Origin of the sequence: Fulverythrobacter ferritrahens (genome assembly GCF_020539485.1) — a bacterium.
GTDB lineage: Bacteria > Pseudomonadota > Alphaproteobacteria > Sphingomonadales > Sphingomonadaceae > Andeanibacterium > Andeanibacterium ferritrahens.
Map to the genome: position 1 here is coordinate 871,589 of NZ_JACDXU010000001.1, position 23,891 is coordinate 895,479.

General features: G+C 61.4%; 23 protein-coding genes. 11 read left to right on the forward strand and 12 right to left on the reverse strand.

What is annotated here, in order from left to right; all coding sequences use genetic code 11:
• Positions 1 to 75: 75 nt before the first annotated feature.
• The gene (tyrS, locus tag H0274_RS04265; protein ID WP_226793149.1) at positions 76 to 1,308 is read right to left on the reverse strand and encodes a tyrosine--tRNA ligase; all 1,233 of its coding nucleotides are present in this window, start codon (positions 1,306 to 1,308) and stop codon (positions 76 to 78) included.
• A gap of 104 nt (positions 1,309 to 1,412) precedes the next feature.
• Here tyrS and H0274_RS04270 point away from each other — a divergent pair, with 104 nt between their 5' ends.
• Both H0274_RS04270 and H0274_RS04275 read left to right on the forward strand, forming a co-directional pair.
• On the forward strand, positions 1,413 to 1,961 hold the full coding sequence (locus H0274_RS04270) for a DOMON-like domain-containing protein (RefSeq protein WP_226793151.1): 549 nt from the start codon (positions 1,413 to 1,415) through the stop codon (positions 1,959 to 1,961).
• Positions 1,958 to 3,160 (forward strand): exo-beta-N-acetylmuramidase NamZ family protein, encoded by a 1,203-nt coding sequence (locus H0274_RS04275; RefSeq protein WP_226793154.1) that lies wholly within the window; start codon positions 1,958 to 1,960, stop codon positions 3,158 to 3,160. Before H0274_RS04270 ends, H0274_RS04275 begins: the two co-directional genes overlap by 4 nt.
• Before the next feature lie 484 nt (positions 3,161 to 3,644).
• Here H0274_RS04275 and H0274_RS04280 read toward each other — a convergent pair whose 3' ends face one another.
• Genes H0274_RS04280 through H0274_RS04290 form a run of 3 tightly spaced genes read right to left on the reverse strand, consistent with a single transcriptional unit; the run spans position 3,645 to position 8,288 of the window.
• Complete coding sequence (locus H0274_RS04280) at positions 3,645 to 4,826, reverse strand: vWA domain-containing protein (protein WP_226794433.1); 1,182 nt, start codon at positions 4,824 to 4,826, stop codon at positions 3,645 to 3,647.
• A gap of 48 nt (positions 4,827 to 4,874) precedes the next feature.
• The gene (locus H0274_RS04285; RefSeq protein WP_226793157.1) at positions 4,875 to 5,723 is read right to left on the reverse strand and encodes a hypothetical protein; all 849 of its coding nucleotides are present in this window, start codon (positions 5,721 to 5,723) and stop codon (positions 4,875 to 4,877) included.
• A 6-nt stretch (positions 5,724 to 5,729) separates the two neighbouring features.
• A complete protein-coding gene (locus tag H0274_RS04290; RefSeq protein ID WP_226793160.1) occupies positions 5,730 to 8,288 on the reverse strand; it encodes a TonB-dependent receptor in 2,559 nt (852 codons plus the stop codon).
• A gap of 243 nt (positions 8,289 to 8,531) precedes the next feature.
• Between H0274_RS04290 and H0274_RS04295 the strand changes: the two genes are divergently transcribed.
• Positions 8,532 to 9,278 carry a glutathione S-transferase family protein gene (locus H0274_RS04295; RefSeq protein WP_226793163.1) on the forward strand — a complete coding sequence of 249 codons (747 nt, stop codon included), beginning with the start codon at positions 8,532 to 8,534 and terminating at the stop codon, positions 9,276 to 9,278.
• An 8-nt stretch (positions 9,279 to 9,286) separates the two neighbouring features.
• On the opposite strand, the gene H0274_RS04300 is transcribed toward H0274_RS04295, so the two are convergent.
• The 3 genes from H0274_RS04300 to H0274_RS04310 are packed head-to-tail and all read right to left on the reverse strand — an operon-like array spanning position 9,287 to position 12,295.
• The gene (locus tag H0274_RS04300) at positions 9,287 to 10,129 is read right to left on the reverse strand and encodes a DUF817 domain-containing protein (RefSeq protein ID WP_226793165.1); all 843 of its coding nucleotides are present in this window, start codon (positions 10,127 to 10,129) and stop codon (positions 9,287 to 9,289) included.
• 31 nt (positions 10,130 to 10,160) lie between these two features.
• Entirely contained in the window at positions 10,161 to 11,009 is an 849-nt protein-coding gene (locus H0274_RS04305) for an AAA family ATPase (RefSeq protein ID WP_226793167.1), read from the reverse strand.
• On the reverse strand, positions 11,006 to 12,295 hold the full coding sequence (locus tag H0274_RS04310) for a serine hydrolase (protein WP_226793170.1): 1,290 nt from the start codon (positions 12,293 to 12,295) through the stop codon (positions 11,006 to 11,008). Before H0274_RS04310 ends, H0274_RS04305 begins: the two co-directional genes overlap by 4 nt.
• A 285-nt stretch (positions 12,296 to 12,580) precedes the next feature.
• Between H0274_RS04310 and H0274_RS04315 the strand changes: the two genes are divergently transcribed.
• Together H0274_RS04315 and H0274_RS04320 are read left to right on the forward strand one after the other, a co-directional pair.
• Positions 12,581 to 12,763 carry a YdcH family protein gene (locus H0274_RS04315; RefSeq protein ID WP_226793173.1) on the forward strand — a complete coding sequence of 61 codons (183 nt, stop codon included), beginning with the start codon at positions 12,581 to 12,583 and terminating at the stop codon, positions 12,761 to 12,763.
• Positions 12,764 to 12,853: 90 nt separating this feature from the next.
• Positions 12,854 to 13,840, forward strand: coding sequence for a TerC family protein (locus tag H0274_RS04320; RefSeq protein ID WP_226793176.1), 987 nt, complete (start codon positions 12,854 to 12,856; stop codon positions 13,838 to 13,840).
• 31 nt (positions 13,841 to 13,871) lie between these two features.
• Here the strand turns inward: H0274_RS04320 and parE are convergent, their stop codons facing one another.
• A complete protein-coding gene (parE, locus tag H0274_RS04325) occupies positions 13,872 to 15,878 on the reverse strand; it encodes a DNA topoisomerase IV subunit B (RefSeq protein ID WP_226793180.1) in 2,007 nt (668 codons plus the stop codon).
• Between the two features lie 57 nt (positions 15,879 to 15,935).
• Positions 15,936 to 17,039: a penicillin-binding protein activator gene (locus tag H0274_RS04330; RefSeq protein WP_226793182.1), complete on the reverse strand. Its 1,104-nt coding sequence runs from the start codon at positions 17,037 to 17,039 to the stop codon at positions 15,936 to 15,938.
• Positions 17,040 to 17,123: 84 nt separating this feature from the next.
• On the opposite strand from H0274_RS04330, the gene rsmI reads away from it, so the two are divergent.
• The 3 genes from rsmI to gshB are packed head-to-tail and all read left to right on the forward strand — an operon-like array spanning position 17,124 to position 19,314.
• Entirely contained in the window at positions 17,124 to 17,972 is an 849-nt protein-coding gene (gene rsmI, locus H0274_RS04335) for a 16S rRNA (cytidine(1402)-2'-O)-methyltransferase (RefSeq protein ID WP_226793185.1), read from the forward strand.
• Positions 17,969 to 18,319, forward strand: a complete 351-nt coding sequence (locus H0274_RS04340) for a YraN family protein (protein ID WP_226793188.1) — start codon at positions 17,969 to 17,971, stop codon at positions 18,317 to 18,319. Before rsmI ends, H0274_RS04340 begins: the two co-directional genes overlap by 4 nt.
• Positions 18,320 to 18,357: 38 nt before the next feature.
• The gene (gene gshB, locus H0274_RS04345) at positions 18,358 to 19,314 is read left to right on the forward strand and encodes a glutathione synthase (RefSeq protein ID WP_226793191.1); all 957 of its coding nucleotides are present in this window, start codon (positions 18,358 to 18,360) and stop codon (positions 19,312 to 19,314) included.
• A gap of 16 nt (positions 19,315 to 19,330) precedes the next feature.
• On the opposite strand, the gene H0274_RS04350 is transcribed toward gshB, so the two are convergent.
• A complete protein-coding gene (locus H0274_RS04350; RefSeq protein ID WP_226793195.1) occupies positions 19,331 to 20,080 on the reverse strand; it encodes an SDR family NAD(P)-dependent oxidoreductase in 750 nt (249 codons plus the stop codon).
• A 148-nt stretch (positions 20,081 to 20,228) separates the two neighbouring features.
• On the opposite strand from H0274_RS04350, the gene H0274_RS04355 reads away from it, so the two are divergent.
• Together H0274_RS04355 and H0274_RS04360 are read left to right on the forward strand one after the other, a co-directional pair.
• Complete coding sequence (locus H0274_RS04355) at positions 20,229 to 20,834, forward strand: DedA family protein (protein ID WP_226793198.1); 606 nt, start codon at positions 20,229 to 20,231, stop codon at positions 20,832 to 20,834.
• A gap of 75 nt (positions 20,835 to 20,909) precedes the next feature.
• The gene (locus H0274_RS04360) at positions 20,910 to 21,176 is read left to right on the forward strand and encodes a DUF1294 domain-containing protein (protein WP_226793201.1); all 267 of its coding nucleotides are present in this window, start codon (positions 20,910 to 20,912) and stop codon (positions 21,174 to 21,176) included.
• Between the two features lie 100 nt (positions 21,177 to 21,276).
• Here the strand turns inward: H0274_RS04360 and H0274_RS04365 are convergent, their stop codons facing one another.
• The gene (locus tag H0274_RS04365) at positions 21,277 to 22,176 is read right to left on the reverse strand and encodes a tyrosine recombinase XerC (protein ID WP_226793204.1); all 900 of its coding nucleotides are present in this window, start codon (positions 22,174 to 22,176) and stop codon (positions 21,277 to 21,279) included.
• Positions 22,173 to 23,324 carry a radical SAM family heme chaperone HemW gene (gene hemW, locus H0274_RS04370; protein ID WP_226793207.1) on the reverse strand — a complete coding sequence of 384 codons (1,152 nt, stop codon included), beginning with the start codon at positions 23,322 to 23,324 and terminating at the stop codon, positions 22,173 to 22,175. Before hemW ends, H0274_RS04365 begins: the two co-directional genes overlap by 4 nt.
• A 46-nt stretch (positions 23,325 to 23,370) precedes the next feature.
• Between hemW and H0274_RS04375 the strand changes: the two genes are divergently transcribed.
• Positions 23,371 to 23,886 carry a CAP domain-containing protein gene (locus tag H0274_RS04375; RefSeq protein ID WP_226793211.1) on the forward strand — a complete coding sequence of 172 codons (516 nt, stop codon included), beginning with the start codon at positions 23,371 to 23,373 and terminating at the stop codon, positions 23,884 to 23,886.
• The last annotated feature ends 5 nt before the right edge of the window (positions 23,887 to 23,891 follow it).

The window sequence follows — 23,891 nt, forward strand, 5'->3', positions numbered from 1 at the left end:
CTCTGCCAAATCGTAAAGGACCGGTTAGGACAAATGCTTCACCTCACTTAGGGAACGTTTCGTCTTATCCCTTGCCTAGGCACCTCGCAGGATGCCATGGCGCTTCTTGCCTAGGCTGAGCTTGTGTTCAGAACCAGGCTCCAGCTTGATCACATAGGCCGCGTCTTTCACGGCCTCGTCATCGATCCGTACGGCGCCTTCGGCGATCTTGCGCTTTGCTTCGCCATTGGAGGCAGTGAACCCGATTGCGGTACAGGCGGCAGTAAGCGCCATCCCTTCGGCAGGAATATCCAGCGTTGGAAGATCTTCGCCCAGGCCGCCGGCGCCGAATGTGGCCGCAGCGGTCGCTTCTGCGGCGCGGGCAGCTTCTTCCCCGCGCACGAGCTTGGTCACTTCATTGGCCAAAACCACCTTGGCGGCGTTGATCTCGCTACCTTCCAGCGCTTCGAGCCGGGCGACTTCGTCCAGCGGCAGATCGGTGAACAGGCGCAGGAAACGGCCGACGTCCCGGTCATCCGTGTTGCGCCAATATTGCCAGAAATCGTAGTTCGGAAGGGCTTCTTCATTGAGCCAAACGGCACCTGACGCCGTCTTGCCCATTTTCGAGCCGTCTGCCGTGGTGAGCAGCGGCGTCGTCACGCCGAACACTTCCACGCCGTCCATTCGGCGAGTCAGCTCGATGCCGTTGACAATGTTGCCCCACTGGTCCGAACCGCCCATTTGCAGCCGGCAACCGCAGCGCTGCGACAGCTCCCGGAAATCGTAGGCCTGCAGGATCATGTAGTTGAATTCGAGGAAGCTTAGCGACTGTTCACGGTCGAGCCGCTGCTTCACTGAATCGAAGCTGAGCATCCGGTTGACCGAGAAATGCTGCCCCACTTCCCGCAGGAAGGGGATATATTCCAGCCTATCAAGCCATTCCGCGTTATCTACCATGATCGCGTCGCTCGGCCCGTCCCCAAAGGTGAGGAAGCGATCGAAGATCTTGCGGATCGATGCGACGTTCTGGGCGATGACATCATGCGTCATCAGCTTGCGCGCCTCGTCCTTGAAGCTGGGATCACCGATTTTCCCGGTGCCGCCGCCCATCAGCACGATGGGCTTGTGCCCCGCCTGCTGCATGCGGCGCAGAAGCATGATCTGCACCATGCTGCCCACATGGAGGGAAGGAGCGGTGGGGTCGAATCCGATATATCCGGGCACGACCTGTTTCACTGCGAGCGCATCGAGCGCCTCCGCATCGGTCAGCTGGTGGATATAGCCGCGCTCGTCCAGCAGACGCAGCAGTTCGGATTTATACGTGCTCATGGTGCCCTCTTCTATGGAGCGGCCGCCTAGCACGCGATTTCGCGGCGAACAAACCCGTTCCACCGTGCTTGCCGAAGTGCAGAGGTTAATTTAGCGCTGCCGGAATGATCAGCGCTGCCCTTCCGCTCATTCCTCACCCGGATCACCCGCCCTCCTCCATACGCAGTATCGAAGCGCGGGTTATCGGGTTCGATGCCAACTGGTTGCGTCTGCGCTGGCGGATCGACGGAGCGGGGCAACTGGTGATTCCGGCATTTGCAGGCAAGGGCAGGGCCGACGGATTGTGGACGACGACCTGTTTTGAGGCATTCCTTCGCCCCGATGGAGGAGATGCTTATGTCGAGCTGAACCTCGCTCCATCGGAGCGGTGGGCGGCTTATGACTTTTCCGCTTATCGGGAAGGCATGGCTGAACGGGCTTTCCCGCGGGAGCCGGAATGCTCCATGCGCAAGGGCGAGCAACTCGCAATTTTCGATGCCGCAGTGCCGGCGGGCGGATTGCCACAGCTTCCCGCTGCACTGGGTTTGAGCGCGGTCATTGAAGAGGAGCGCGGCAGGATTTCCTATTGGGCTCTGGCTCATCCCGCCGGAAAGCCCGATTTCCACCATGCCGCTTGCTTTGCCACTACGCTTGAGCCACCTCCAACAGCATGAAATTCGGTATCGATCGCCTGCTTGCGGAGCCTGATCTGCGCAAGCCGCTCCATGGCAAACGCCTAGCCCTCGTCGCCCATCCTGCATCGGTGACCGAAGGGCTCGTTCACTCGCTCGATGCGTTGATGGCCTTGGATGACATCTCGATCACCTCGGCGTTCGGCCCGCAGCATGGGCTGAAGGGCGACAAGCAGGATAACATGGTCGAGACCGCTGACGAACTGGATGCTCAGTATGGCATCCCGATCTACAGCCTCTATGGCGAAGTGCGCCGTCCGACGCCGGAGATGATGGACAGCGCGGACATCTTCCTGTTCGACCTGCAGGATCTGGGTTGTCGCATCTATACCTTCGTCACCACGCTGCTCTATCTGCTGGAAGCTGCCAGTGGCACGGGCAAGCAGGTGTGGGTGCTGGACAGGCCCAATCCCGCAGGACGCCCGGTGGAGGGCACGCTGTTGCTTCCGGGGCAGGAAAGCTTCGTGGGTGCCGGGCCGATGCCGATGCGTCATGGGCTGACGCTGGGCGAGATGGGCCGCTGGTTCGTGGATCATTTCAAGCTGGATGTTGAATATCGCGTGATCGCAATGGAAGGCTGGCAGCCCCATGAAGCGCCCGGTTTCGGCTGGCCTGAAGATCGCATCTGGATCAATCCGAGCCCCAACGCAGCCAATCTCAATATGGCCCGGGCCTATGCCGGCACAGTGATGCTGGAAGGCACGACGCTGAGCGAAGGGCGGGGGACAACCCGCCCCCTCGAAGTCCTGTTCGGCGCGCCTGATGTCGATGCAGCGGCGGTTCGGAATTGTATGGAGCGGATCGCGCCGCATTGGCTGGAAGGCTGCGCCCTGCGCGAATGCTGGTTCACGCCCACCTTCCACAAGCATCAGGGCGAGCTGTGCAACGCGCTGATGGTCCATGCCGAAGGACCGTTCTACGATCATGCGAAATTCCGCCCTTGGCGGTTGCAGGCACTGGCGCTGAAGGCAATCCGCTGGTTCCACCCGACCTATCCGATCTGGCGGGACTTCCCCTATGAATATGAGTTCGAGCGTCTGGCGATCGATGTGATCAATGGCGGGCCATCGCTTCGGGAATGGGTGGACAATCCTTCGGCCACACCGGCCGATCTGGACGCGCTGACATCGCCGGACGAGGCTGCCTGGCGGGAAGAGACTGCGAGCCTGCTGCTTTACTAGGCCCGATGGGCAGAGGGCAGGTGTAACCTTTTCTGGCAGCAAAACGGCCTGTTTTGTTCGAGCCGTGTCACTGCTCTCCTGCTTGGATTTGAGCCGTTTTTCGGGCGTTTGGCCGGTGCGGAGTGTAACCTTTGGTTTCGGGTTTTCGTGCACGCCCTGCTTGGGTCGGTTTGCGGGGTAGGGGCGGCTTTCAGATGCGGCGGGGGCGAGGCTGTTCATCGGTGAGATAAGCGCCATTTGAGGCCCTGTAGGAAAGTGTTTTGCGAGGGACGGGCGCGTCCTGAAGCGAACTTTCCGGAAACTGCGGGTTGGGAACAGAGCCCAACCACCTTCGTCATTCCCGCGAAGGCGGGAACCCAGCAGCAACGGTTGAACTGGGTTCCCGCCTTCGCGGGAATGACGAACTAGGAGATGGCAGTTCCCCCCTTTTGCTGGTCGTGCGCACTCCACATAATCCCCAATACTCCAACTTGCAGGCGTAACTTCAGCCCCGCTTCCGGCTCAATTCCCGCATCGCCTCGTCCAGCCCATCCAGCGTGAGCGGATACATGCGGCCACCCATCAGATCGCGGATCATGCGAGTGGATTGGGAATAGTCCCAATATTCCTCCTTCACCGGATTGAGCCAGGCGGCCGCCGGATAGGTCGAGGTAATCCGCTCCATCCACACCGCGCCGGATTCCGGATTGGAATGTTCCACCGAACCGCCGGCGTGAGAGATTTCATAGGGGCTCATCGCGGCGTCTCCCACCAGCACGACCTTATAATCATGGCCATATTTGTGGAGGATGTCCCACATATCCATTCGCTCGTCCCAGCGGCGGCGATTGTCCTTCCACACGGCCTCGTACGGGCAATTATGGAAGTAGAAGAATTCGAGATTCTTGAATTCGCTGGTGGCGGCGCTGAACAATTCCTCGCACACACGGATATGCGGGTCCATCGATCCGCCGACGTCGAGAAACAGCAGCAGCTTCACCGCATTGTGCCGTTCGGGCCGCATCTGGATGTCCAGCCAGCCTTGTCGCGCGGTGCCGTCGATTGTCGCTTCAAGGTCCAGCTCGTCCGCCGCGCCTTCACGGGCGAAACGGCGCAGGCGGCGCAAGGCCACCTTGATGTTCCGCGTGCCAAGTTCGCGAGTGCTGTCGAGATTGCGGAAGCGGCGCTGTTCCCAAACCTTGACCGCCCGACCATGCGTGCTTTCACCACCGATCTGCACTCCCTCCGGGTTGTAGCCTGAGTTGCCGAAGGGGCTGGTGCCGCCCGTGCCGATCCACTTCGATCCGGCCTCGTGCCGCTCCCGCTGCTTCTCCAGCCTTTGCCGGAGCGTGGCCATGATCTCTTCCCAGGAGCCCAGAGCCTCGATCTTCGTCATCTCCTCTTCGGAGAGGAAGCGGCGGGCCATGGCTTTGAGCCAATCTTCGGGCACGTCCGAGGGGGGCTGGCCGAAATCAGCGATGGCGCCCCTGAAGGTCTTTTCGAAGACGAGGTCGAACCGGTCCAGCAGCGCCTCGTCCTTCACGAAGGTGGCGCGTGCCAGATAATAGAATTCCTCGGGGTTCTGCCCGATCACCTGCCGGTCGAGCGCTTCGAGCAGTACGAGATATTCCTTGGCGGAGGCAGGGATTCCCGCCCCGCGCAATGCCTCGATGAAGCTCATGAACATAGGCATGACCATGCCCGATTATCGAAGGAGCGCAAGCTCCCCCCGGCATCATTGCCCTATCGTGCTGGCAATCACCTTGCCGCCTTCGCGCGAGACGGACCACAGGCGGTGGGGGATCTTGGGATCCCAGTCGATTGCCTGTCCTTCATTGGCGGTGCCATGAATGGCCACCAGCCGCAGGGTGCTGCCGGCGTCGGGCAGGGCAAGAGCATAGATTTCCGGCCGGTCATGCCCGCTGGCATAGAGCAGCCCGTCCTCACCCCAGCTCATGCCCGAACAGCTATAGGGCGCCATGCGGGCGAGAACTTCGGGAGGGAATGCCCAGCTTTGGGTAATGCGAAACTGGTCGTCCAGCCGGGCGAGGATCGTATATTCATGGCCGCGGCCGGGAACTCCGCCCCTGCCGTCATAATTGGCGAAAACCGCCCACCATGCCCCATCATGGCGATCAAGCACGGTTAGCGAGCCGGGCATGAAGCCCAGACTGACGGTGCGAATATGCGTAAGGGGATCGAGCGAGAAAAACTCAATCGCGCTGGTCTGCGGTACTTTCGGATAATTGGACGCGGCGCAGACGAGTTCGCCTTCTGCCACGGTGCAGCTGTTCATATGCGGGAAGAGAGCCGGTTCGCCCGTCCATTCAGCGATTTTCCGGCCGCTCGCGATTTCATACTTACCAATGCGGTCGTTATCCACTGCATAGACATAGGTGCCATCCGAAGCCACGCCCTGATCCGCTTCCGGAGCCTCGATAGTCAGCACGACCGAGGCGGGCGGTGGAGACGGGGCCTCCGGCGACAGGGCGGTTGCTTCTCCCGCCTGTAACGGGCTGGCAAAAAGGGCGGCGCCGGTCGAAACCAGCGCCGCCAGGGCAATGCGGGGAAGACGCAGTGCCATGCTTACTCAGAAACGCACCGAGGCGCCGACGAAGAAGGTGCGGCCATAGCGCTCGGTCTGGGAGACCCAGTCACGCACGCCGCCCTGATACTGGCGGGTGGGTTCATCCGTAAGGTTCTGCCCTTCGGCAAAGACCCGCAGGTTCTCGGTCAGGTCGAGCGAGATCTTGGCGTCCAGACGGCGCAGATCGTCATTGAACTGATCGGTCAATGCAACATCCCCGGCGGAGATCAGGGCGCGGCCGGTGTGGTGATAAGCCACCGATGCTTCGACGATGCCCTTCTGGTAGAACAGCTGGGCGCCCCAGAGCAGTTTCGACTGTTCGGGGAAGTCGATCTCGCCGCGCGTGGGATCGGTCAGGTTGGCGTCGATCAGCGTAAGGTTGAGGTTCACGCCAAAGCCCGAGAGCAGGCCGGGCAGCATCGTGAACTGCTGCTGATAGGCCAGTTCGATCCCGGTAATGTCACCCTTTTCAGCGTTCTGCTTCTGGCTGAAATGGATGATGTCATAGGTTTCGCCCAGGAAAGTCCCATCATTGACGTCAAAGCTCTGGGTGAAGATCGGGTTCTTGATCCATTTCGCGAAGGCGCCGATGCTCAGCATGCCGCCCGGTGCGAAGTACCATTCCGCCGAAGCGTCGAGAGCGTCAGCGACATAGGGCTTGAGTGCCGGGTTACCGCTGCTGACGCTGATTTCGTCATCGCTTTCCACCGTGACGGAACCACCGGGCGAAAGGTCCGAATATTGCGGACGCCCGACAGCGCGCGAATAGGCCAGGCGCAGCATCACGTCTTCTGCCGGCTTGAACCGAGCCACGATGCTGGGCAGCCAGTCCGTATATTCCCGCGAACCACTCGCCGGAACCACATTGGTGTCACCTTCCAGCAGATAGCCGGTAATATCGAGCTTGGTGTGTTCGACCCTCACCCCGGCGGTCACGCCGATCTGGCCGAAATCGAGGTTCGCCATGGCATAGCCGGCATAGACTTCCTCGGTCAGGTTGAAGTCCGACAGAGTGTCATTCGCCAGCGAGGTGTTTTCGGTGAATACGAACTGCGGGCCGCCCAGCTTGCTTTCCGTATAGGCCTGGATCAGATCCTCGTCGATCGTCGGGGCGATCATATAGGGATGGCCGGACTTGGGATGGACGGTGACGTTTTCGCCCGCCAGGTCCGCCAGCGTGAAGCGGTTGGCGGACGTCCCGCGGCTGTAGCTCTCATTGGCGGAATCGAAGCTCTTGCCGGTGGACCGGATGTTCGCGCCGAACTTCAAAAAGCTGTCCATCCCGATGGCAGGAAGCTCGCCGGTAATGTCGAACCGGCCCTGCCATGTCTCTTCAAGGCCATATTCGTCTTGCGCCGTGTAGCTGCGGAAACCCAGGGCCGATGCGTCGAGATAGCCATTCACAGGGACCGCAGTGTAGAGCTTGTCGGTGAAGTCCACACCGACCTTCCCGGGGTTGCCCCGGAACTGCCAGACCTGATTAGGCTCCACTACTTCGTTGCGAGTATAAGCCCCGCCGAAATCGGCCTTCCAGCCATCGGCGAATTCGGTGCTGCCGCCGGTCATGAAGGAGAGGAGCGACTTCTCCTTATATTCCAGCCGCAGGTCGGAGCGTTGTTCGCTGGTGGAGGCAATGCCGGTCAGGCCATTGGCATCCCACGTGATGTTCGAGAAATCGAGGCGGAAACGCTGGCGATATTCGTCTTCGCTAAACTTGGAATAGACACCCCGGAAGAACAGCTCGGTCGCGCCGCTGCGCCAGTCGAGCGAGCCGGAAACGCCGATCCGTTCACGCTTCAGTCGGTAATCGGTATATTTGATGTTGGTCGGCACGGCGCCGCGCGCCGCGGCTTCATTCTCTGTCCAGTCATCCGGATAGATGCCGTTGCTGGTGAAGGTACGATCCGAATAGCTGGCGCCCAGCAGGATGCCGAATTCTTCATCGGCGCCGAAACGGCCGCCCACCGTGATGTCGCCCTTGATCGGCAGATCCTGATCGCGCAGTTCCTGATAGCCGATTTGTGCATTGGCCTGCACCACGAAGGGCTTGTCGAAATCTAAGGCAGTTTGGGTAACGAGATTGATCGTGCCGCCAATACCCTGGCCTGTTAGGTCCGCCGTCCTGACCTTCATCACCTCAACCCGGTTGAGGAGCTGGCCGGAGAGAATGTCCAGCGGCAGCGAGCGGGTGTTGCCATCGGGATTGCCGATCTCGAAGCCGTTGAGCGTATAGCCATTGAGGCTGGAAGGCACGCCGCGTACCGCGACATAGCGGCCTTCACCCTGATCGTACTGGACGCCAACACCGGGAAGCCGCTCGATCGCCTCAGCCACATTCTTGTCGGGCAACTGGCCCAGTTCGTCGGAAGATGCGATGTCGACGATGGCGAGCGAGTCGCGCTTTTCGGCAATCGCGCGCACCTGCTGGGCACGCTGGCCGGTGACCACGATGGCGTTTTCCGTGCCGTCATCGGTGGTCTCGACATTCTGCGCCGCAGCATTGGTTGCGGTGAGCGCAGTAAGGATAAGTGCGCTCGCGCTGGCGAGAAGTTTGTAACGCATTGAAAATGATCCCTCATTCGGGCGGTCCGGGGGGAGGCCGTCCTTTTCGCGGGTGCGGTAGGAGGGGTTTGTTCCAGTTCCGCGTCACTTAGGTGACAGTTCAGGGACATCTGGTCGCAAATGCGATGAAATGGGCCAATCAGCTCCGCTCCACGATTGTACGTTGACTTTATCCGTTTGGATGCTTGCCCTTGTCCGGGGCGCGGGTCTAAGCCGATTTCGTCAAGAGAAGGATTGTCCGAAATGCTCAAACTCTACAGCTTTGGCCCGGGTGCCAATTCGCTGAAGCCGATGCTGACCCTGCATGAGAAGGGCCTGGATTATGAGCAGGTGTTGCTCGATCCGCGCAAGTTCGAACATCATTCTGACTGGTTCAAGAAGATCAATCCCCGTGGTCAGGTGCCCGCCTTGGATGATCGCGGCCACATCATCACCGAAAGCACGGTGATCTGCGAATATCTCGAAGATGAATGGCCCACCGAAGTGAAGCTGCGCCCCGATGCCTCGTGGGAGCGCGCCGATATGCGGGTCTGGACCAAATGGGTGGACGAATATTTCTGCTGGTGCGTCTCCACGATCGGTTGGCACCGCTATGTGGGGAACATGGTCAAGGGCCTCTCCGACGAGGAATTCGAAGAGAAGGTGAAAAACATTCCCGTGGTGGAGCAGCAGGTGAAGTGGCGCCGCGCTCGCGAAGGTTTCCCGCAGGAAATGCTGGACGAGGAAATGCGCAAGATCTCCTATTCCGTTCGCAAGCTGGACGATCACTTGCGTGACCACGAATGGCTGGTGCCGAGCATGTACACGCTGGCAGACATCTGCAACTTCTCCATCGCGAACGGTATGCAGCATGGCTATCCCGAATTGGTGAACAAGGAAGATACGCCCGGCCTGCTGCGCTGGATCGAGCAGATCAACGAGCGTCCGGCGGCCAAGAAGATGTTTGCCGATGTACCGCGGGAAATCCGGCACGAAGACGCGAAGAAGTAAGCTGCGCCTTACGGTGCCCTTGGCCGGCTCACGGCCGAGACCAGCACGAAGCTGATATACATCAGCAGATACCATGCACCCAGCTTGGCGGGGGAGACGGGCGACCAGCCCCCCGCCTGGTCGGGATAGGTCCATGCACGGGCGAACGTGCCGATATTCTCCGCGAACCAGATGAACAGCGCCACTAGCAGCCAACCGAGGAGCAGCGGCATCCAGCGTCGTTCGCGCCAGACGGTGAAGTGAATTCGCGTCCGCAGGAACAGCACGATCAAGGCGAGGAACAGCGCGTTACGAATATCGGGCAGCCAGTGGTGCGCAAAGAAGTTCATATAGACCAGCACTGCCACCAGCCAGCTTGCCCAGAGGGGTGGATATCCGGTGTAGCGGAAATCGAAAATCCGCCAGACGCGCGCGATATAACTGCCTACCGCAGCATACATGAAGCCGGAGAACAGCGGCACTTCGCCGATGCGTAGCAGGCTTGGTTCCGGATAGATCCACGATCCAACTGTCGTCTTGAACAGTTCCATCACCGTGCCGACCACGTGGAAAACCAGGATTACCTTTGCTTCTTCCCAGGTCTCGAGTCGGAACCACAACATGCCGATCTGGATGGCCAGTGCCGCAAGGGTAAGAAAATCATAGCGGGCGACGGGAGCATCGGCGGGGTAGAACAGGAAAGTCGCCAGCAGCAGCGCCAGCATCAGGCCCCCGAACAGGCAGGCCCAGCCCTGTTTGAAGCCGAACAGCGCGAATTCGTAGATCCATGAATGGAGGCCGGGGCGCGGCTCGAACGCTTCCAGCCGTGCGCGTATGGCGGCAAAGCGGGTGTGGGTTTCGGGAGATGGCATTCGGAAAGTCTGTGGAAGCCCGACCCTGGCGTCAGCCGCCCCGCCGATGCATGAAGGCGAGCCTTTCGAACAGCATCACATCCTGCTCATTCTTGAGCAGCGCGCCGTGGAGCGGGGGGATTGCCTTCGCGGGGTCGCGGCTTTGCAGCACTTCCAGCGGCATATCTTCGTTCAGGAGGAGCTTCAGCCAGTCGAGCAACTCACTGGTAGACGGCTTCTTCTTCATGCCGGGCACTTCACGAATGTCGTAAAACAGGTTCAGGGCTTCCTTCACCAGACGCTGCTGGATGCCGGGGAAGTGGACATCCACAATCGCCTGCATGGTCTCGCGGTCAGGGAAGGCGATGTAGTGGAAAAAGCAGCGCCGCAGGAAGGCGTCGGGCAGTTCCTTCTCGTTATTCGAGGTGATGACCACGATGGGTCGTTCCTTTGCCTCGATCCGCTCCTGCGTCTCGTAAACGTCGAAGCTCATCCGATCGAGTTCCTGAAGCAGGTCGTTGGGGAATTCGATATCCGCCTTGTCGATCTCATCGATCAGCAGCACGGGCAGGCGAGGAGAGGTGAAGGCCTCCCACAGTTTGCCTTTTCGGATGTAATTTGAAATGTCATGGACGCGCGGATCGCCCAACTGGCCGTCACGCAGGCGGGCAACTGCGTCATACTCATACAGCCCCTGATGCGCCTTGGTGGTGGACTTCACGTTCCACTCGATCAGCGGAGCATCCATCGCTTTGGCGATTTCATGCGCCAGCACGGTTTTGCCCGTGCCCGGCTCGCCTTTCACCAGCAGTGGGCGGCGCAGCAGGACGGCCGCATTCACCGCAACCTTGAGATCCTGCGTGGCTATGTAGTTCGCCGTTCCTTCGAAGCGTGTGCTCATTGATGAAGCGTCCCGATCAGGCGATGGCCCAGGGCCAGGAAAGCGGAATCATCTACTGCCCTGTCAGGATTGTTCCATGCCATAGTGACCACGATCCAGCGGCCTTGCCTGTCTTTCAACAGCCAGGACAGATCGATCACTCCCGTTTCCGACCCGCCTTTGTAGCCGACATAATCCCATTTTTCCTTCTCGGCGGGGGGCAGGGCAGTGTTAATGCCCAGTATCGCCATAACCGTGGGGTCGTCCATGTCCCGCAGGCGCCTGTAGATGCGCGCGAGGTCTTCGGCGGAGGCGAACCATTCGATGCTGTCTATAGCGGCTGGGCCGCTGCCGATGAACCTGGCGACCTCGACCTTATCCGCCGTAAGGGACGGCGCCCATTGGGCGAGCAGGGCGCGCTGCCCCGCATCGTCTGCCGCTTTGTAAGCCGCGACCTTCGCAGGATCGGTTTTCAGCGCGAAGAACTCCACCGTAGTCAGCAAGGGAAGGGTGTCCGATGGTTCCGCATGGCCAGCGGCAATCAGTTCCGCTTCCACTACATCCCGGCCAAGTGTGCGCATCAGCACATCCGTTGCGGTATTGTCGCTGATGGAGATCATCATTGTCGCAAGCGTCTGCAGGGTGACGGGTGCACCTATTGGCCAGTTCTGCATCTGACCGCTGGGAATAGAGGGAGCGTCGAGCCGGACCACATCGCTCCAGTGACGTTTGCCTGCCTTGATTTCTCCTGCCAGCGCGGAGAGGACATAGAGCTTGAAGGTGGAGCCGATAGCCATTTGCTCCGACGGCTTGCTGGTCAGAAGCGGACGCGTCTCATCGCCGTCGAGAATATAGACGCCCATCTGGGTTTTGCCGGGAAGGGCGGCAATTTCCTCCGTGATTTTCGTCGGCGTATCGTCGATCGGAGCGACGGCCCCGATACGAAAGCCGGTGACGAGATAGGGGGGCTGGCTGTCCAGCTGGAGCGTGGCCGCTGCCTTTGTCTTCTCGAAAACGAGATTGAAAGTGGCGGCGCCCTTTGCCTGATAGGATAGCTGGTCCACAGCGCGGATCGGGCCGTTCGCGGAAATCAGCTGATCCGCAATCGCCTTGATCTGGGCAGCGGGCACCGCCGCGAGGAAGGAAGGCGAGAAAACACGTTCGGGCGCCATGTTGCCTGCCATCACGGCGCGGATGTCTTCTGCCCGGCTTCTGCTTGCATCCTCAAGCGCGTGGCTATCCTCCTGCGCGAATGCGGCGGAGGGGAATGCGATCAGCAAAGCACCGGCGATGAGCAGATTTTTCATCCCGCGAAGCTAGCGGATCGCATTCAAACTGCAATGTCGCCTGTCGGGGACGAATTCCCTTCCCCATGCCTCTTGAATCAACGTCGAGGGTCTCCCATATAACGTGAGCGGGCCGGGCCCCTCTGGCGCAGTTCCATGCCTTCTGGCGGAATTGCGTGATGTCGGACCGCATCGGATTGCACCGATGCCGGGTCCGGGTTCCCATCCCCCACCCCTCCCCCGGGCTTCGGATCTGGCTCGGTGCATCCGATCAAACGCAACTGACGTTTTGAAGGGAGCATCGATATGTCCAATCGCCTTTTCAGCCTGATGGAACGACATCAGAAGCTGGACCAGGCCATCCGCCTTGCCGAACAGCGCAAGGGCCGCAACTCATTCGAGATCATGCGGCTCAAGAAGCTCAAGCTGGTGGTGAAGGATCGCATGGCGCGCCTGCTGCGCAGGCCCGTTCCGGCAATCTCCAACTGATCGACATACCGGACGCATAGGTCGCCCGCAGCCCGTCCGGGTTGCGGGCGATAAGCGTGTGTGCACCCTGCGCAAATGAGGGACTGAAACATGGAGTTTATGTTTGCCGACTGGCTCGGCACCCCCTTGTGGTTCTGGCTGTCATTCGCAGCCATCGTGATTGCCCTTACCGCCTTCGACCTTGGCATTCTCCACAAGGAAGACCGGGAGATGGGCGTGAAGGAATCGCTCAAGCTCTCCGCCTTTTACATCGGTGTCGCCATGCTGTTCGGCCTGTGGGTCTGGATAGAGCGCGGGCCCGATCTGGGCATGAAATATTATACGGGCTTCTTCATCGAGAAGGCGCTGTCGATCGACAATGTCTTCGTCATATCCCTGATCTTCGGCTTCTTCGCCATCCCGCCGCGCTATCAGTATCGGGCGCTGCTATGGGGCATTCTGGCGGTGATCGTTCTACGCGGGCTGATGATCGCGGCGGGCGCAGCACTGGTCCAGGAATTCTACTGGACGCTCTATATCTTCGCGGCCTTCCTGATCTTCACCGGCATCAGAATGCTATGGGTTGCCGATCACGAGCCCGATATTTCCCGTAATCCGCTGATCAAATGGCTTTCCAGCCACATGCGGATCACGAAGGAACTGCATGGCCCCCGCTTCTTCGTGCGGGAGCCTGACGCGAAGACGGGCAAGCTGGCGCTGGCGGCCACTCCGCTATTCCTCGCGCTGGTGGTGATCAACCTGGCGGACCTCGTCTTTGCGGTGGACTCCGTGCCTGCGATCTTTGCGATCACGACCGATACTTTCATCGTCTACACCAGCAATATCATGGCGATCCTCGGCCTGAGGGCGCTCTATTTCGCGCTGGCGGCGATGGTCCACCGCTTCCACTATCTCAAATATGCGCTCGCGCTGGTGCTGGTCTTCATCGGCTCCAAGATCTTCATCGGCGATTTCCTGACGGAAAGCGGCAAAGTGCATCCGGCGATCAGTCTGGGTGTGACCTTTGCCCTGATCCTGGGCGGCGTGTTCTGGTCGCTCTGGAAGACACGGAAGGAGGAGGGCGGGGCGAATGCCTGATGCCTAGAACGGGCCGGGACCAATCGAACGCTCAGGCGTCGATCAGGTCCCGGTCCAGTTCGCCTGCTCTGTTCTGGATGAAGTTGAAGCGATGTTCCGGGTTGCGGCCCATCAACTGGTCCACCAGTTCCTTCACCGCGAAACGCTGTTCATGCTCGGCGGGCAGGGTGATGCGGATCAGGCTGCGGCTGGCCGGATTCATGGTGGTTTCGCGCAATTGCTGCGGGTTCATTTCGCCAAGGCCCTTGAAGCGACTTACTTCCACTTTCCTGCCCTTGAAGAGGGTCGCTTCCAGCTCCGCGCGGTGGGCCTCGTCACGGGCATAGGTGCTCTCCTTGCCGGCAGTCAGCTTGTAGAGGGGTGGCTGGGCAAGGAAGAGGTGCCCGCGCTTCACGATTTCCGCCATTTCCTGAAAGAAGAACGTCATCAGCAAGGTGGCGATATGGGCCCCGTCGACATCGGCGTCAGTCATGATGACGATGCGGTCGTAGCGCAGATTATCGGGATTGCAGTCCTTGCGGGCGCCGCAGCCGAGGGCGAGCAGCAGGTCCGCTATTTCCTGATTGGCGCGGATCTTGTCAGCCGTGGCGCTGGCCACGTTGAGGATCTTGCCGCGGATCGGCAGGATCGCCTGTGTCTTGCGGTCGCGCGCCTGCTTGGCGCTGCCGCCGGCGGAATCGCCTTCGACGATGAACAATTCGGTCTCGCCATCGCCTTCGCCGGAACAATCGGTCAGCTTGCCGGGGAGGCGCACCTTCTTGGCGTTAGTGGCGGTCTTGCGCTTGATCTCTCGTTCGGCCTTGCGCTTCAGCCGCTCGTCCATCCGCTCCATCACCGCGCCCAGCAGCGCCCGTCCGCGCTCCATATTGTCGGTAAGGAAATGATCGAAATGATCGCGCACCGCGTTTTCGACCATACGCGCCGCTTCGGGGCTTGTCAGCCGGTCCTTGGTCTGGCTCTGGAACTGGGGATCGCGGATGAAGAGGGAGAGCATCACTTCACTGCCGGTGACGATATCGTCAGCCGAGATGTCCTTGGCCTTCTTCTGACCGGTTAATTCGCCAAAAGCGCGGATGCCCTTGGTCAGCGCGGCGCGCAGGCCCTGTTCATGGGTGCCGCCATCGGGCGTGGGAACCGTATTGCAGTACCAGCTATAGGAACCGTCAGACCAGAGCGGCCAGGCTATCGCCCATTCCACGCGGCCCATCTGTTCGCCTTCCGGCCCGGCCGGAAAATCCTGACTGCCGCTGAAGAACTGTGCGGTAACACATTCGCGGCCTGCCACCTGCTCGGCCAGATGATCTGCCAACCCGCCGGGGAACTGGAACACAGCCTCCGCCGGAACGCCCTCGCTGGTGAGGGAGGGGGCACATTTCCAGCGTATTTCGACCCCCGCAAAGAGATAGGCCTTGGACCGGACGAGCTTGAACAGTCGCTGGGGCTTGAACTTCTGATCCCCGAAAATCTCGTTGTCGGGAACGAAGCTCACGCTGGTTCCGCGCCGGTTGGGCGTGGGGCCAAGCTTCTGCAGTGGGCCTTGCGTAACGCCGCGAGCGAATTCCTGCGCGTAAAGCTGCTTTTCGCGCGCCACTTCGATGCGGGTAAAGCTGGAGAGCGCGTTGACCACGCTCACGCCCACCCCGTGCAGGCCGCCGGAAGTGGCATAGGCCTTGCCAGAGAACTTGCCGCCCGAATGGAGGGTGGAGAGAATGACTTCCAGCGAGGACTTGCCCGGGAACTTGGGATGTTCGTCCACCGGGATGCCGCGACCGTTATCGACAATCGTCAGGCGGCCCGCGCTGCCTTCCGGTCCTTCCTCAAGCGTTACCTCGATGCGATTGGCATAGCCAGCGACGGCCTCGTCCATCGCATTGTCGAGCACTTCGGCGGCCAGATGGTGCAGGGCGCGTTCATCCGTCCCGCCGATATACATGCCTGGACGCCGCCGGACCGGCTCCAGCCCTTCGAGAACCTCGATCGAGGAAGCGTTGTAATCGCCGCTGGCGGCGGGCGCGTTTTCGAACAGATCGTCGGACATTGGAATGTCTATAAGGCCCGGAATCCCGCCATCACAAGCGCGATGCGCGGGTTATCGTCAGTCCTCGAAGCGGTCGGGCGCGGCAGAGACCACGTCGATCTTCCCCTTGGCAACCCGGCGCACTTCCATCGAGCGTTCGACCACGCCGTCCGTCCGGAAGCGGAACGGGCCGTCCAGCCCCAGAAAGCCGCCGCTGTCTCGCATCTTGGCGAGGGGGAATGCCTTGCCCGGCTTCCAGTCCCGCGCGATGCGCAAGGTCAACAGCACGGAATCATAGCCGAGCGTGGCGATCCGGTGCGGCGTCGTGCCGAAGCGGGTCCGGTAGCTTTCTGAAAACTGGCCGAAGCGTCCGTCTGAAATCGTGGAGAACATCGCACCGCGAAGGGCGGCCGAATTGGCCACGCTGGCATCGCCACCCCACAGTTCCGTGCCCAGCAGAAGAGGCGATGTGGCATTGGCGGGGCGAACTGCCCCGGCCGCCTGAATCGACAGGCGCGGCCCTTCTGCGATCAGCAAGGTGTCGAAGCCGCCTTTTTCGCGTAGGCGCTTGGCCGCGCTGACGATGGACGTATTGCCGCGATCATAGGTTTCACGGCCGGCGAGAGTGAGCCCGCTTTGCGTCAGCGCATAACGGAGAGAACTTTCCGCCCGCGCGCCATAATCGCCATTCGGCACCAGAATCGCGACCTTCTTCGATCCCAGAGTCTTGGCAAATTCGATTGAACGGACGATCGACTGTTCCGGGCTGACGCCCATCACGAAAACATCGTTGGCTGCGACCGAGGTGTCGTTGGAGAAGGCGATCAGCGGCACGCCCGCAGGCCGTGCGCGAGCCAGTACCGGCATTACGTCTTCCGAAAGGAGCGGGCCGAGGATCAGCTTGTTCCCGTCGGAAAGAGCACGGGCGGCGGCGCTGTCCGCGCCGGTGGCCGTGTCATAGGTGGTAATGCGCAGATTTTCGGCATTGGTATCGAGCAGGGCCATGGTTGCCGCATTGGCAATGGACTGGCCTACTTCACTATTTGTGCCGGACAGTGGAACCAGCAGCGCGACGCGGTGGCGGTCCGTATCGGTGGGCAGCGCGCCTTCGGTGGGCTTCGGGGCTGGGGGCGGGCCGGGTTCGACCTTGGGGATCACCTTACAGCCTGCCAGAAGCACCATGGCCGCTATGGCAAGCGCCCGGCGTCTATTGATTGATCCACCCAACATCTTGCCGCTCCCTGCAATCCTGTCCACAAGGCCTGAATGTCCAGCGCCGAACGTGAACCGTCCCTGACCCCGGGGCTCTATATAGTCGCCACACCCATTGGCAATCTCGGGGACATCACGATGCGGGCAGCCGATGTCCTGGCACGATGTGATGCAATTGCCTGCGAAGATACGCGGGTTACCGCCAAGCTGTTGAAACATCTGGGTATCCGCAAATCGCTGTGGCGCTATGACGATCACAGTAACGAGAAAGATCGCGCGCGCCTGCTGGAACTCATGCGCAATCAGGCAATTGCGCTGGTGAGCGATGCGGGCACGCCGTTGATTTCAGACCCTGGCTATCGCCTGGTGCGGGACGCGCGCGAGGAAGGGATTGCGATCACCAGCCTTCCCGGGGCGAGCGCCGCAATAGTCGGCCTGACGCTGTCAGGCCTGCCTAATGACCGCTTCCTGTTCGCGGGCTTCCTGCCCGTGAAGGAAAAGGCGCGAGGCGATGTGCTGGCGGAGCTGGCGGCTATTCCTGCCACGCTGATCTTCTACGAAACGGCGCCGCGCCTCGCCCGTTCGCTGGAAGCCATCGACGCCGTTCTGCCCGGGCGTGAAGTGGCCGTGGCGCGCGAACTGACCAAGCTGCACGAGGAATGCCGCACCGGCTCCCCGGCGGAACTGATCGCCTATTACGAGGCGCATCCGCCCCGGGGGGAGATCGTGCTGCTGGTCGCCCCTCCCGGCGAGGATATGGGGCAGGGCGTGGATGCAGACGCCCTGCTGCTGGCCGCGCTGGAACATGACAAGCCTTCGCAGGCGGCGGCGCAGGTGGCGAAGGCCACCGGACTCGATCGAAAGATTCTCTATGCCCGCGCGATGGAGCTCAAGAGCCTGTGACCCGGGCCAAGGCGGAAAAGCTCGGGCGGATTGCCGAAATCCGCGCGGCCCTGTGGCTCAACCTGCATGGCTGGTGGGTGCTGGACCGGCGGGTGAAGACACCCCGCGGTGAAATTGATCTGATCGCCCGGCGCGGTCGGACCGTGGCCTTCATTGAAGTGAAATGGCGCCGCCGAGGCGAGGATCTGGATGCGGCGATTGATGAATATCGCCTGCGGCGCGTGGCGGCGGCAGTGGAAGCGGTGGCCCATCGCTATGCCGGGGCAAAGGATTCCATCCGGATCGATGTGCTGCTGCTTGCACCGGGGCGCTTCCCACGCCACATCGTCAACGCGTGGATGCCCTAAGCGGCACCCATCAAGCTCGCTGAATAGAAAGAACAGTTATGGCCCTGCGCGTCGCAGTCCAGATGGACCCCATTGAAAGCATCAACATTGCTGGAGATTCCAGCTTCGCCCTGATGCTGAGCGCGCAGGCGCGCGGGCATGAGGTGTTTCATTACGATGTGGGATCGCTGACGCTGGATGAGAATGACCGGCTGCACGCCATGCTGAAGCCCGTCACCGTCCGGCGCGAGCCCGGCAATCATTTCAGCGCCGGGGAAGATCGGCGGATGGACCTCGGCAAGGAGATCGACGTGGTGCTGATGCGGCAGGACCCGCCGTTCCACATGGGCTATATCACCGCCACTCACTTGCTGGAACGGATCGAGGACGAGACGCTGGTGGTGAATAACCCGGCCAGCGTGCGCAACGCGCCGGAAAAGGTGTTCGTGCTGGATTTCCGCCAGTTCATGCCGCCCACGCTGGTCACCCGCTCGGTGGAGGAAGTGCGCGCTTTCCAGAAGCGCCACGGCGCGGTGGTGGTGAAGCCGATCCACGGCAATGGCGGCAAGGCGATCTTCCGCGTGCCCGAAAGCGGCGACAACCTCTCCGCCCTGATCGAGGTGTTCAACCAGACCTGGCCCGAACCGCATATGGTGCAGCCTTTCCTCCCGGAAGTGGCGGAAGGGGACAAGCGGATCGTGCTGGTGGATGGGGAAGTTGCGGGCGCGATCAACCGCCGGCCCGGCGAAGGCGAGTTCCGTTCCAACCTGGCGCGCGGGGGTTCGGCCGAGGCGACCGGGCTCACCCCGCGCGAAGAGGAAATCTGCGCCGCCCTTGGCCCGCGCCTGAAGGAACTTGGCCTGCTTTTCGTGGGGATCGACGTGATCGGCGGTAAGTGGCTGACCGAAATCAACGTGACGTCCCCCACCGGCATTGTCGCCATCGACAAGTTCAATGGCACTGACACTGCCGGGATGATCTGGGACGCGATAGAGCGCAGGCTCGGCCGGCGCTGAGCCCGCTCACACACTATCAGATGGAATAACCGCCATCGATGGCCAGTGCCGCGCCCGTGATGAAGCGGGCTTCCGCACTGGCGAGATAGGCCGCAAGCCCTGCGACGTCGGCAACATCGCCGAACCGCCCGGTGGCCAGGGCCGCACGGGCAGGCGCGGCCCATGGCCCGTCTGCAGGGTTAAGATCCGTGTCGATCGGGCCGGGTTCGATCACATTGGCGGTAATTCCGCGCGGACCAAGATCGCGCGCGGCACCCTTGGTGAGGCCCACCAGCGCGGCCTTGGTGGCGGAATAGAGCGCCCCGTGAGTGAAGGGCAGGCGTTCTGCATTGATGCTGCCGATGGTGATGATCCGCCCGCCCGAAGGCATCAGCCTGGCGGCGGCATTCATTGCCACAAAAGCGGCGCGGACATGGACCGCGAAGATATGTTCGTAATTGGCCAGCGTTGCTTCGCCGATCAGTTCGGGCGTCCCGCCGCCCGCATTGTTGACCAGAATGTCCAGACACCCGAAATGGGCCGCCGTATGGCCCACGGCATGTTCAACCGCCATCGGATCGGCACTGTCCGCCGCAATCGCAAGGGTATGGCCGCCTTCCGCTTCTATACCGGCGACGATATGCCGCGCCGCGTTGGGCGAAGAGCGATAGGTGAAGGCTACTTTGGCGCCTTCCGCCGCGAAGCGACGGACGATGGCTGCGCCGATCCCGCGCGATCCCCCGGTTACGAGCGCGACCTTGCCGGAAAGGCGCTTCTGGCTTGTCATGATGCAATCCTGTTCTTGTATGGCGTTGTTTCCTCGCTAGTGGCTGCCAGAGGCGCCGTCACTTCTGTCGAAAGCGCGACAATTTTTTGGCCGCCTGCGGCAAAGGTCGGCCTGTGAATCCCGCCCCGAATGGAGCATCTTCCCCGTAATGAACGAAATCATCCTGCAAGTGATCGAGCGGGGCGGCTATCTCGGCATTGCGCTGCTGATGGTGATCGAGAACGTCTTTCCCCCGATCCCGTCCGAGCTGATCATGGGGCTGGGCGGTGTGGCCGTGGCACGCGGCACGATGCAGTTCTGGCCCTTGCTGGCCGCCGGAACGATCGGCTCCACACTCGGCAATTACGTCTGGTTCCTTGCCGGGCACAAATGGGGCTATCGGCGGTTGCAGCCGCTGGTAGATCGCTGGGGGCGGTGGCTGACGGTGGAATGGGAGGACATCGAGAAGGCGAGCGCCTTCTTCCGTCGCCATGGGCAATGGGTGGTGTTCTTCCTGCGCTTTTCGCCCTTGCTGCGCACCATGATTTCCCTGCCTGCGGGCCTTGCCCATATGCGCCATGGCAGGTTTCTGGCCTATACATTCGCAGGATCAGCCGTGTGGAACGCCCTGCTGATCGGCGGCGGGCACTGGCTTGGCCATTATTTCGAACAGTCCCAGCAATGGCTCGACTGGATCGTGATCGGCGGACTGGCCGTGGGGGTGGTTGGCTATCTCTGGAGAGTCATCACCTGGAAACCTCGCAAAGACAGGTAGCAGGATGGCCCGATACGGGTTTTCCGTGATAGCTGCGGCAGTGGGGAATTAGCCTGGATTAGCTACATCACTGCCATGAACATTCCTCTTCTTGCTGGCCTGACCGCCATCAATGGATGGACGGCCTTTCGCTTCTGGCATGACAAACGACTGGCGATTGCGGGCGCGCGGCGGATTCCCGAGAGGGATCTGCTGTTCCTGGCGTTCATCGGCGGAACGCCCGGAGCATTTCTCGCTCGGCATTTCTTCCGTCACAAGACGCGCAAGGAACCCTTTTCCACCTATCTGCAACTGATCGGGGTTTTGCAGGCCGGGGGCATCGCGGGCTGGTTCCTGCTTTGAACTACCCCGGCGCGCTTATCCTGATCCGTTGGTTGCAATAAGCGGGAAACGCTCTTCGGCCCATGCCGATCGGCTTGGCGCATCTCCGCAATTACCAGGGCTAATCCCGCTCGCGAGGATGAGCCTTGCGGTAGGTGTCCAGCAAGGTGGCTGCGTCAACTTTCGTATAGATCTGGGTGGAACCGAGGCTCGCATGGCCGAGCAATTCCTGGAGGCTCCGCAGATCGACGCCTGCGCCCAGAAGATGCGTCGCGAAGCTGTGGCGGAGCGCGTGGGGCGTTGCGGTGGCGGGAAGGCCAAGGGACTGGCGCGCACGCGCCATGGCTTTCTGCACCATGCCTTGCGACAGCGGACCGCCCTTGGCTCCCCGGAAAACGGGGTCGTCCTTGGCGATGGGCCAGGGACATTGCTCGACATAGGCGGAAACGCCCTGCCCGACGATGGGCAGGATCGGGACGACGCGCTGCTTGCGGCCCTTACCAGTGATGACCAGCCTGTCGCCCAGGGGTAGATCGGCCCCTTTCAGCGAAAGCGCCTCCGAAATGCGCAGGCCTGCGCCATAGAGCAGCAACAGCACCGCCCGGTCCCGCGTGCCGATCCAGCCCTCGCTGGCATCCTCGTCCACCGTTTCGGCAAGGTTCAGCGCTTCATCGGGCGTTACGGGGCGGGGCAGGCCCTTCTTGATGCGCGGCCCACGCAGGCGCGGCGCGGCGGCATCGGGCAGCCCCGCCTTTTCTCGTGCAAAGGCGATGAATGTCTTGAGCGCGGATAGCTCCCTTGCGGCGGAGACATTGCCGATCCCGTCTGCCCGGCGCGCCGCCAGTTGCTGGCGCAATGCGGCGCCTTCCAGCCGGGCGAGGGAGGGCCAGTCGGTTTCGCCCAGCTGATCCAGCAGGCGGGCGGCACTGGCTACATAGGCGCGAACGGTATGCGGCGAACGGCGGCGGCCTTCCGTGAGATGGTGGTGCCAGGCCTCCAGAATGTCGCCCCGGCTGGTCATGCGGTGACGAGGTCTGCCGGAACCAGTTCTCCCAGCAGGGCATCGAGCAGGGGCATCCCGGCCTCCGTCACGATGATGCGCGGTCCCTGTTTTTTGACCAGCCCTTGAGCGGAATAGAAGTTCAGCCGCGCCTGATCCACCAGCGCATCGGGAGCAATGCCGAAGCGGGCGGAAAGCGCCTGAAGGTCGATCCCTTCGGCAAGGCGCAGGCCCATCAGCAGCGCCTCGCTGGCCTGCTCGTTCAGGCCCAGCACGCGTTCTTCCGCTATGCCGTGGCCTTGGCTCTCAATGGCGGAAAGCCAGTTCTCGGGCTTTTTATGCCGCACCGTCGCCTTTCCGCCGCGCCGGCCATGGGCGCCGGGGCCGATGCCGACATAATCGCCATAACGCCAATAGGTCAGATTATGGCGGCTCTCCTCGCGGGGGCGGGCATGGTTGGAAATCTCATAGGCGGGCAGGCCTGCCGCGGCAGTGATCTCGCGGGTAAGCGTGAACAGGTCGGCAGCCGCATCGTCATCCAGCGGAGTGAAATTGCCCTGCCGCACCATGGTGGCAAAACGCGTGCCCGGCTCGATGGTCAGTTGGTAGAGCGAGAGGTGAGAGGTGCCGAATGACAATGCCCTCTCGAGCATCCTTTGCCATTGCTCCGGCGTCTGACCGGGCAGTGCGTAGATGAGGTCGAAAGTGACCCTCGAAAACGCGTTCTGCGCCGTTGACAGCGCGCTCAGCCCTTCTGAGCTATCGTGTAGCCGGCCGAGAAATCTGAGCGCATCGTCGTCCAGTGACTGCAAGCCGAGCGACACGCGGTTGACACCGGCCGCCGCCAGATCCTTGAATTTGCTCGCCTCGACCGAGCTGGGATTGGCCTCCAGCGTGATTTCGATACCCGGTGCGAAGCCCCACAGGCGCTCTGCCTCCTCCAGCAGGGTGGAAACCAGTTCGGGAGCCATCAGTGAGGGCGTTCCCCCTCCGAAAAAGATGCTCTCCAGCCGCTCCCCGCTCGCCAGCTCCGCCTCATGGCGAAGGTCGCAATGCAAGGATTTGCGCCAGATTTCCACATCGATCCGGTCCCGCACATGCGAATTGAAATCGCAATAGGGGCACTTGGCGAGGCAGAAGGGCCAATGAATGTAGAGCGCGCGCGCCATTCCGCTTTTCAGCAAGCATTAAGCGCCGGGAGTCAAGCTTTCCACCATGAAGATGGCTCGAATCCTTTCTCTCTCAATAGCACTGGCTACCACCGCTCCTGCCGCCGCGAGTCCCCTTGCGGGAAGCGAAGCGGCGGAATTCCTGATCCTTCACAATCGCGCCCGCGATGCCGAGCGCCTGCTGAGGCTGGAATGGAGCGCGGAGCTTTCCGAGCAGGCGGACGAATGGGCACGCAAGCTGGCAAAGGACGGCAGACTGCGCCATTCATTGTGGTCAGATCGGGAGGGAACCGGCGAGAACCTGTGGATGGGAACGGCCGGCTTCTATTCCTTTGCCCATATGATGGGCGCCTTCACCGGGGAGAAGCGCGATTTCCGCCCCGGCACTTTCCCTGACGTTTCCACGACCGACAGATGGCAGGACGTGGCGCATTACACCCAGATTATCTGGCCGGACACGCGCAAGGTCGGCTGCGCATTGGCGACGGCAAGGGGCCGGGATGTGCTGGTTTGCCGCTATTGGCCCGCCGGGAACTGGTTCGGCAGCAAAGTGGGCCGCTGAGTGCC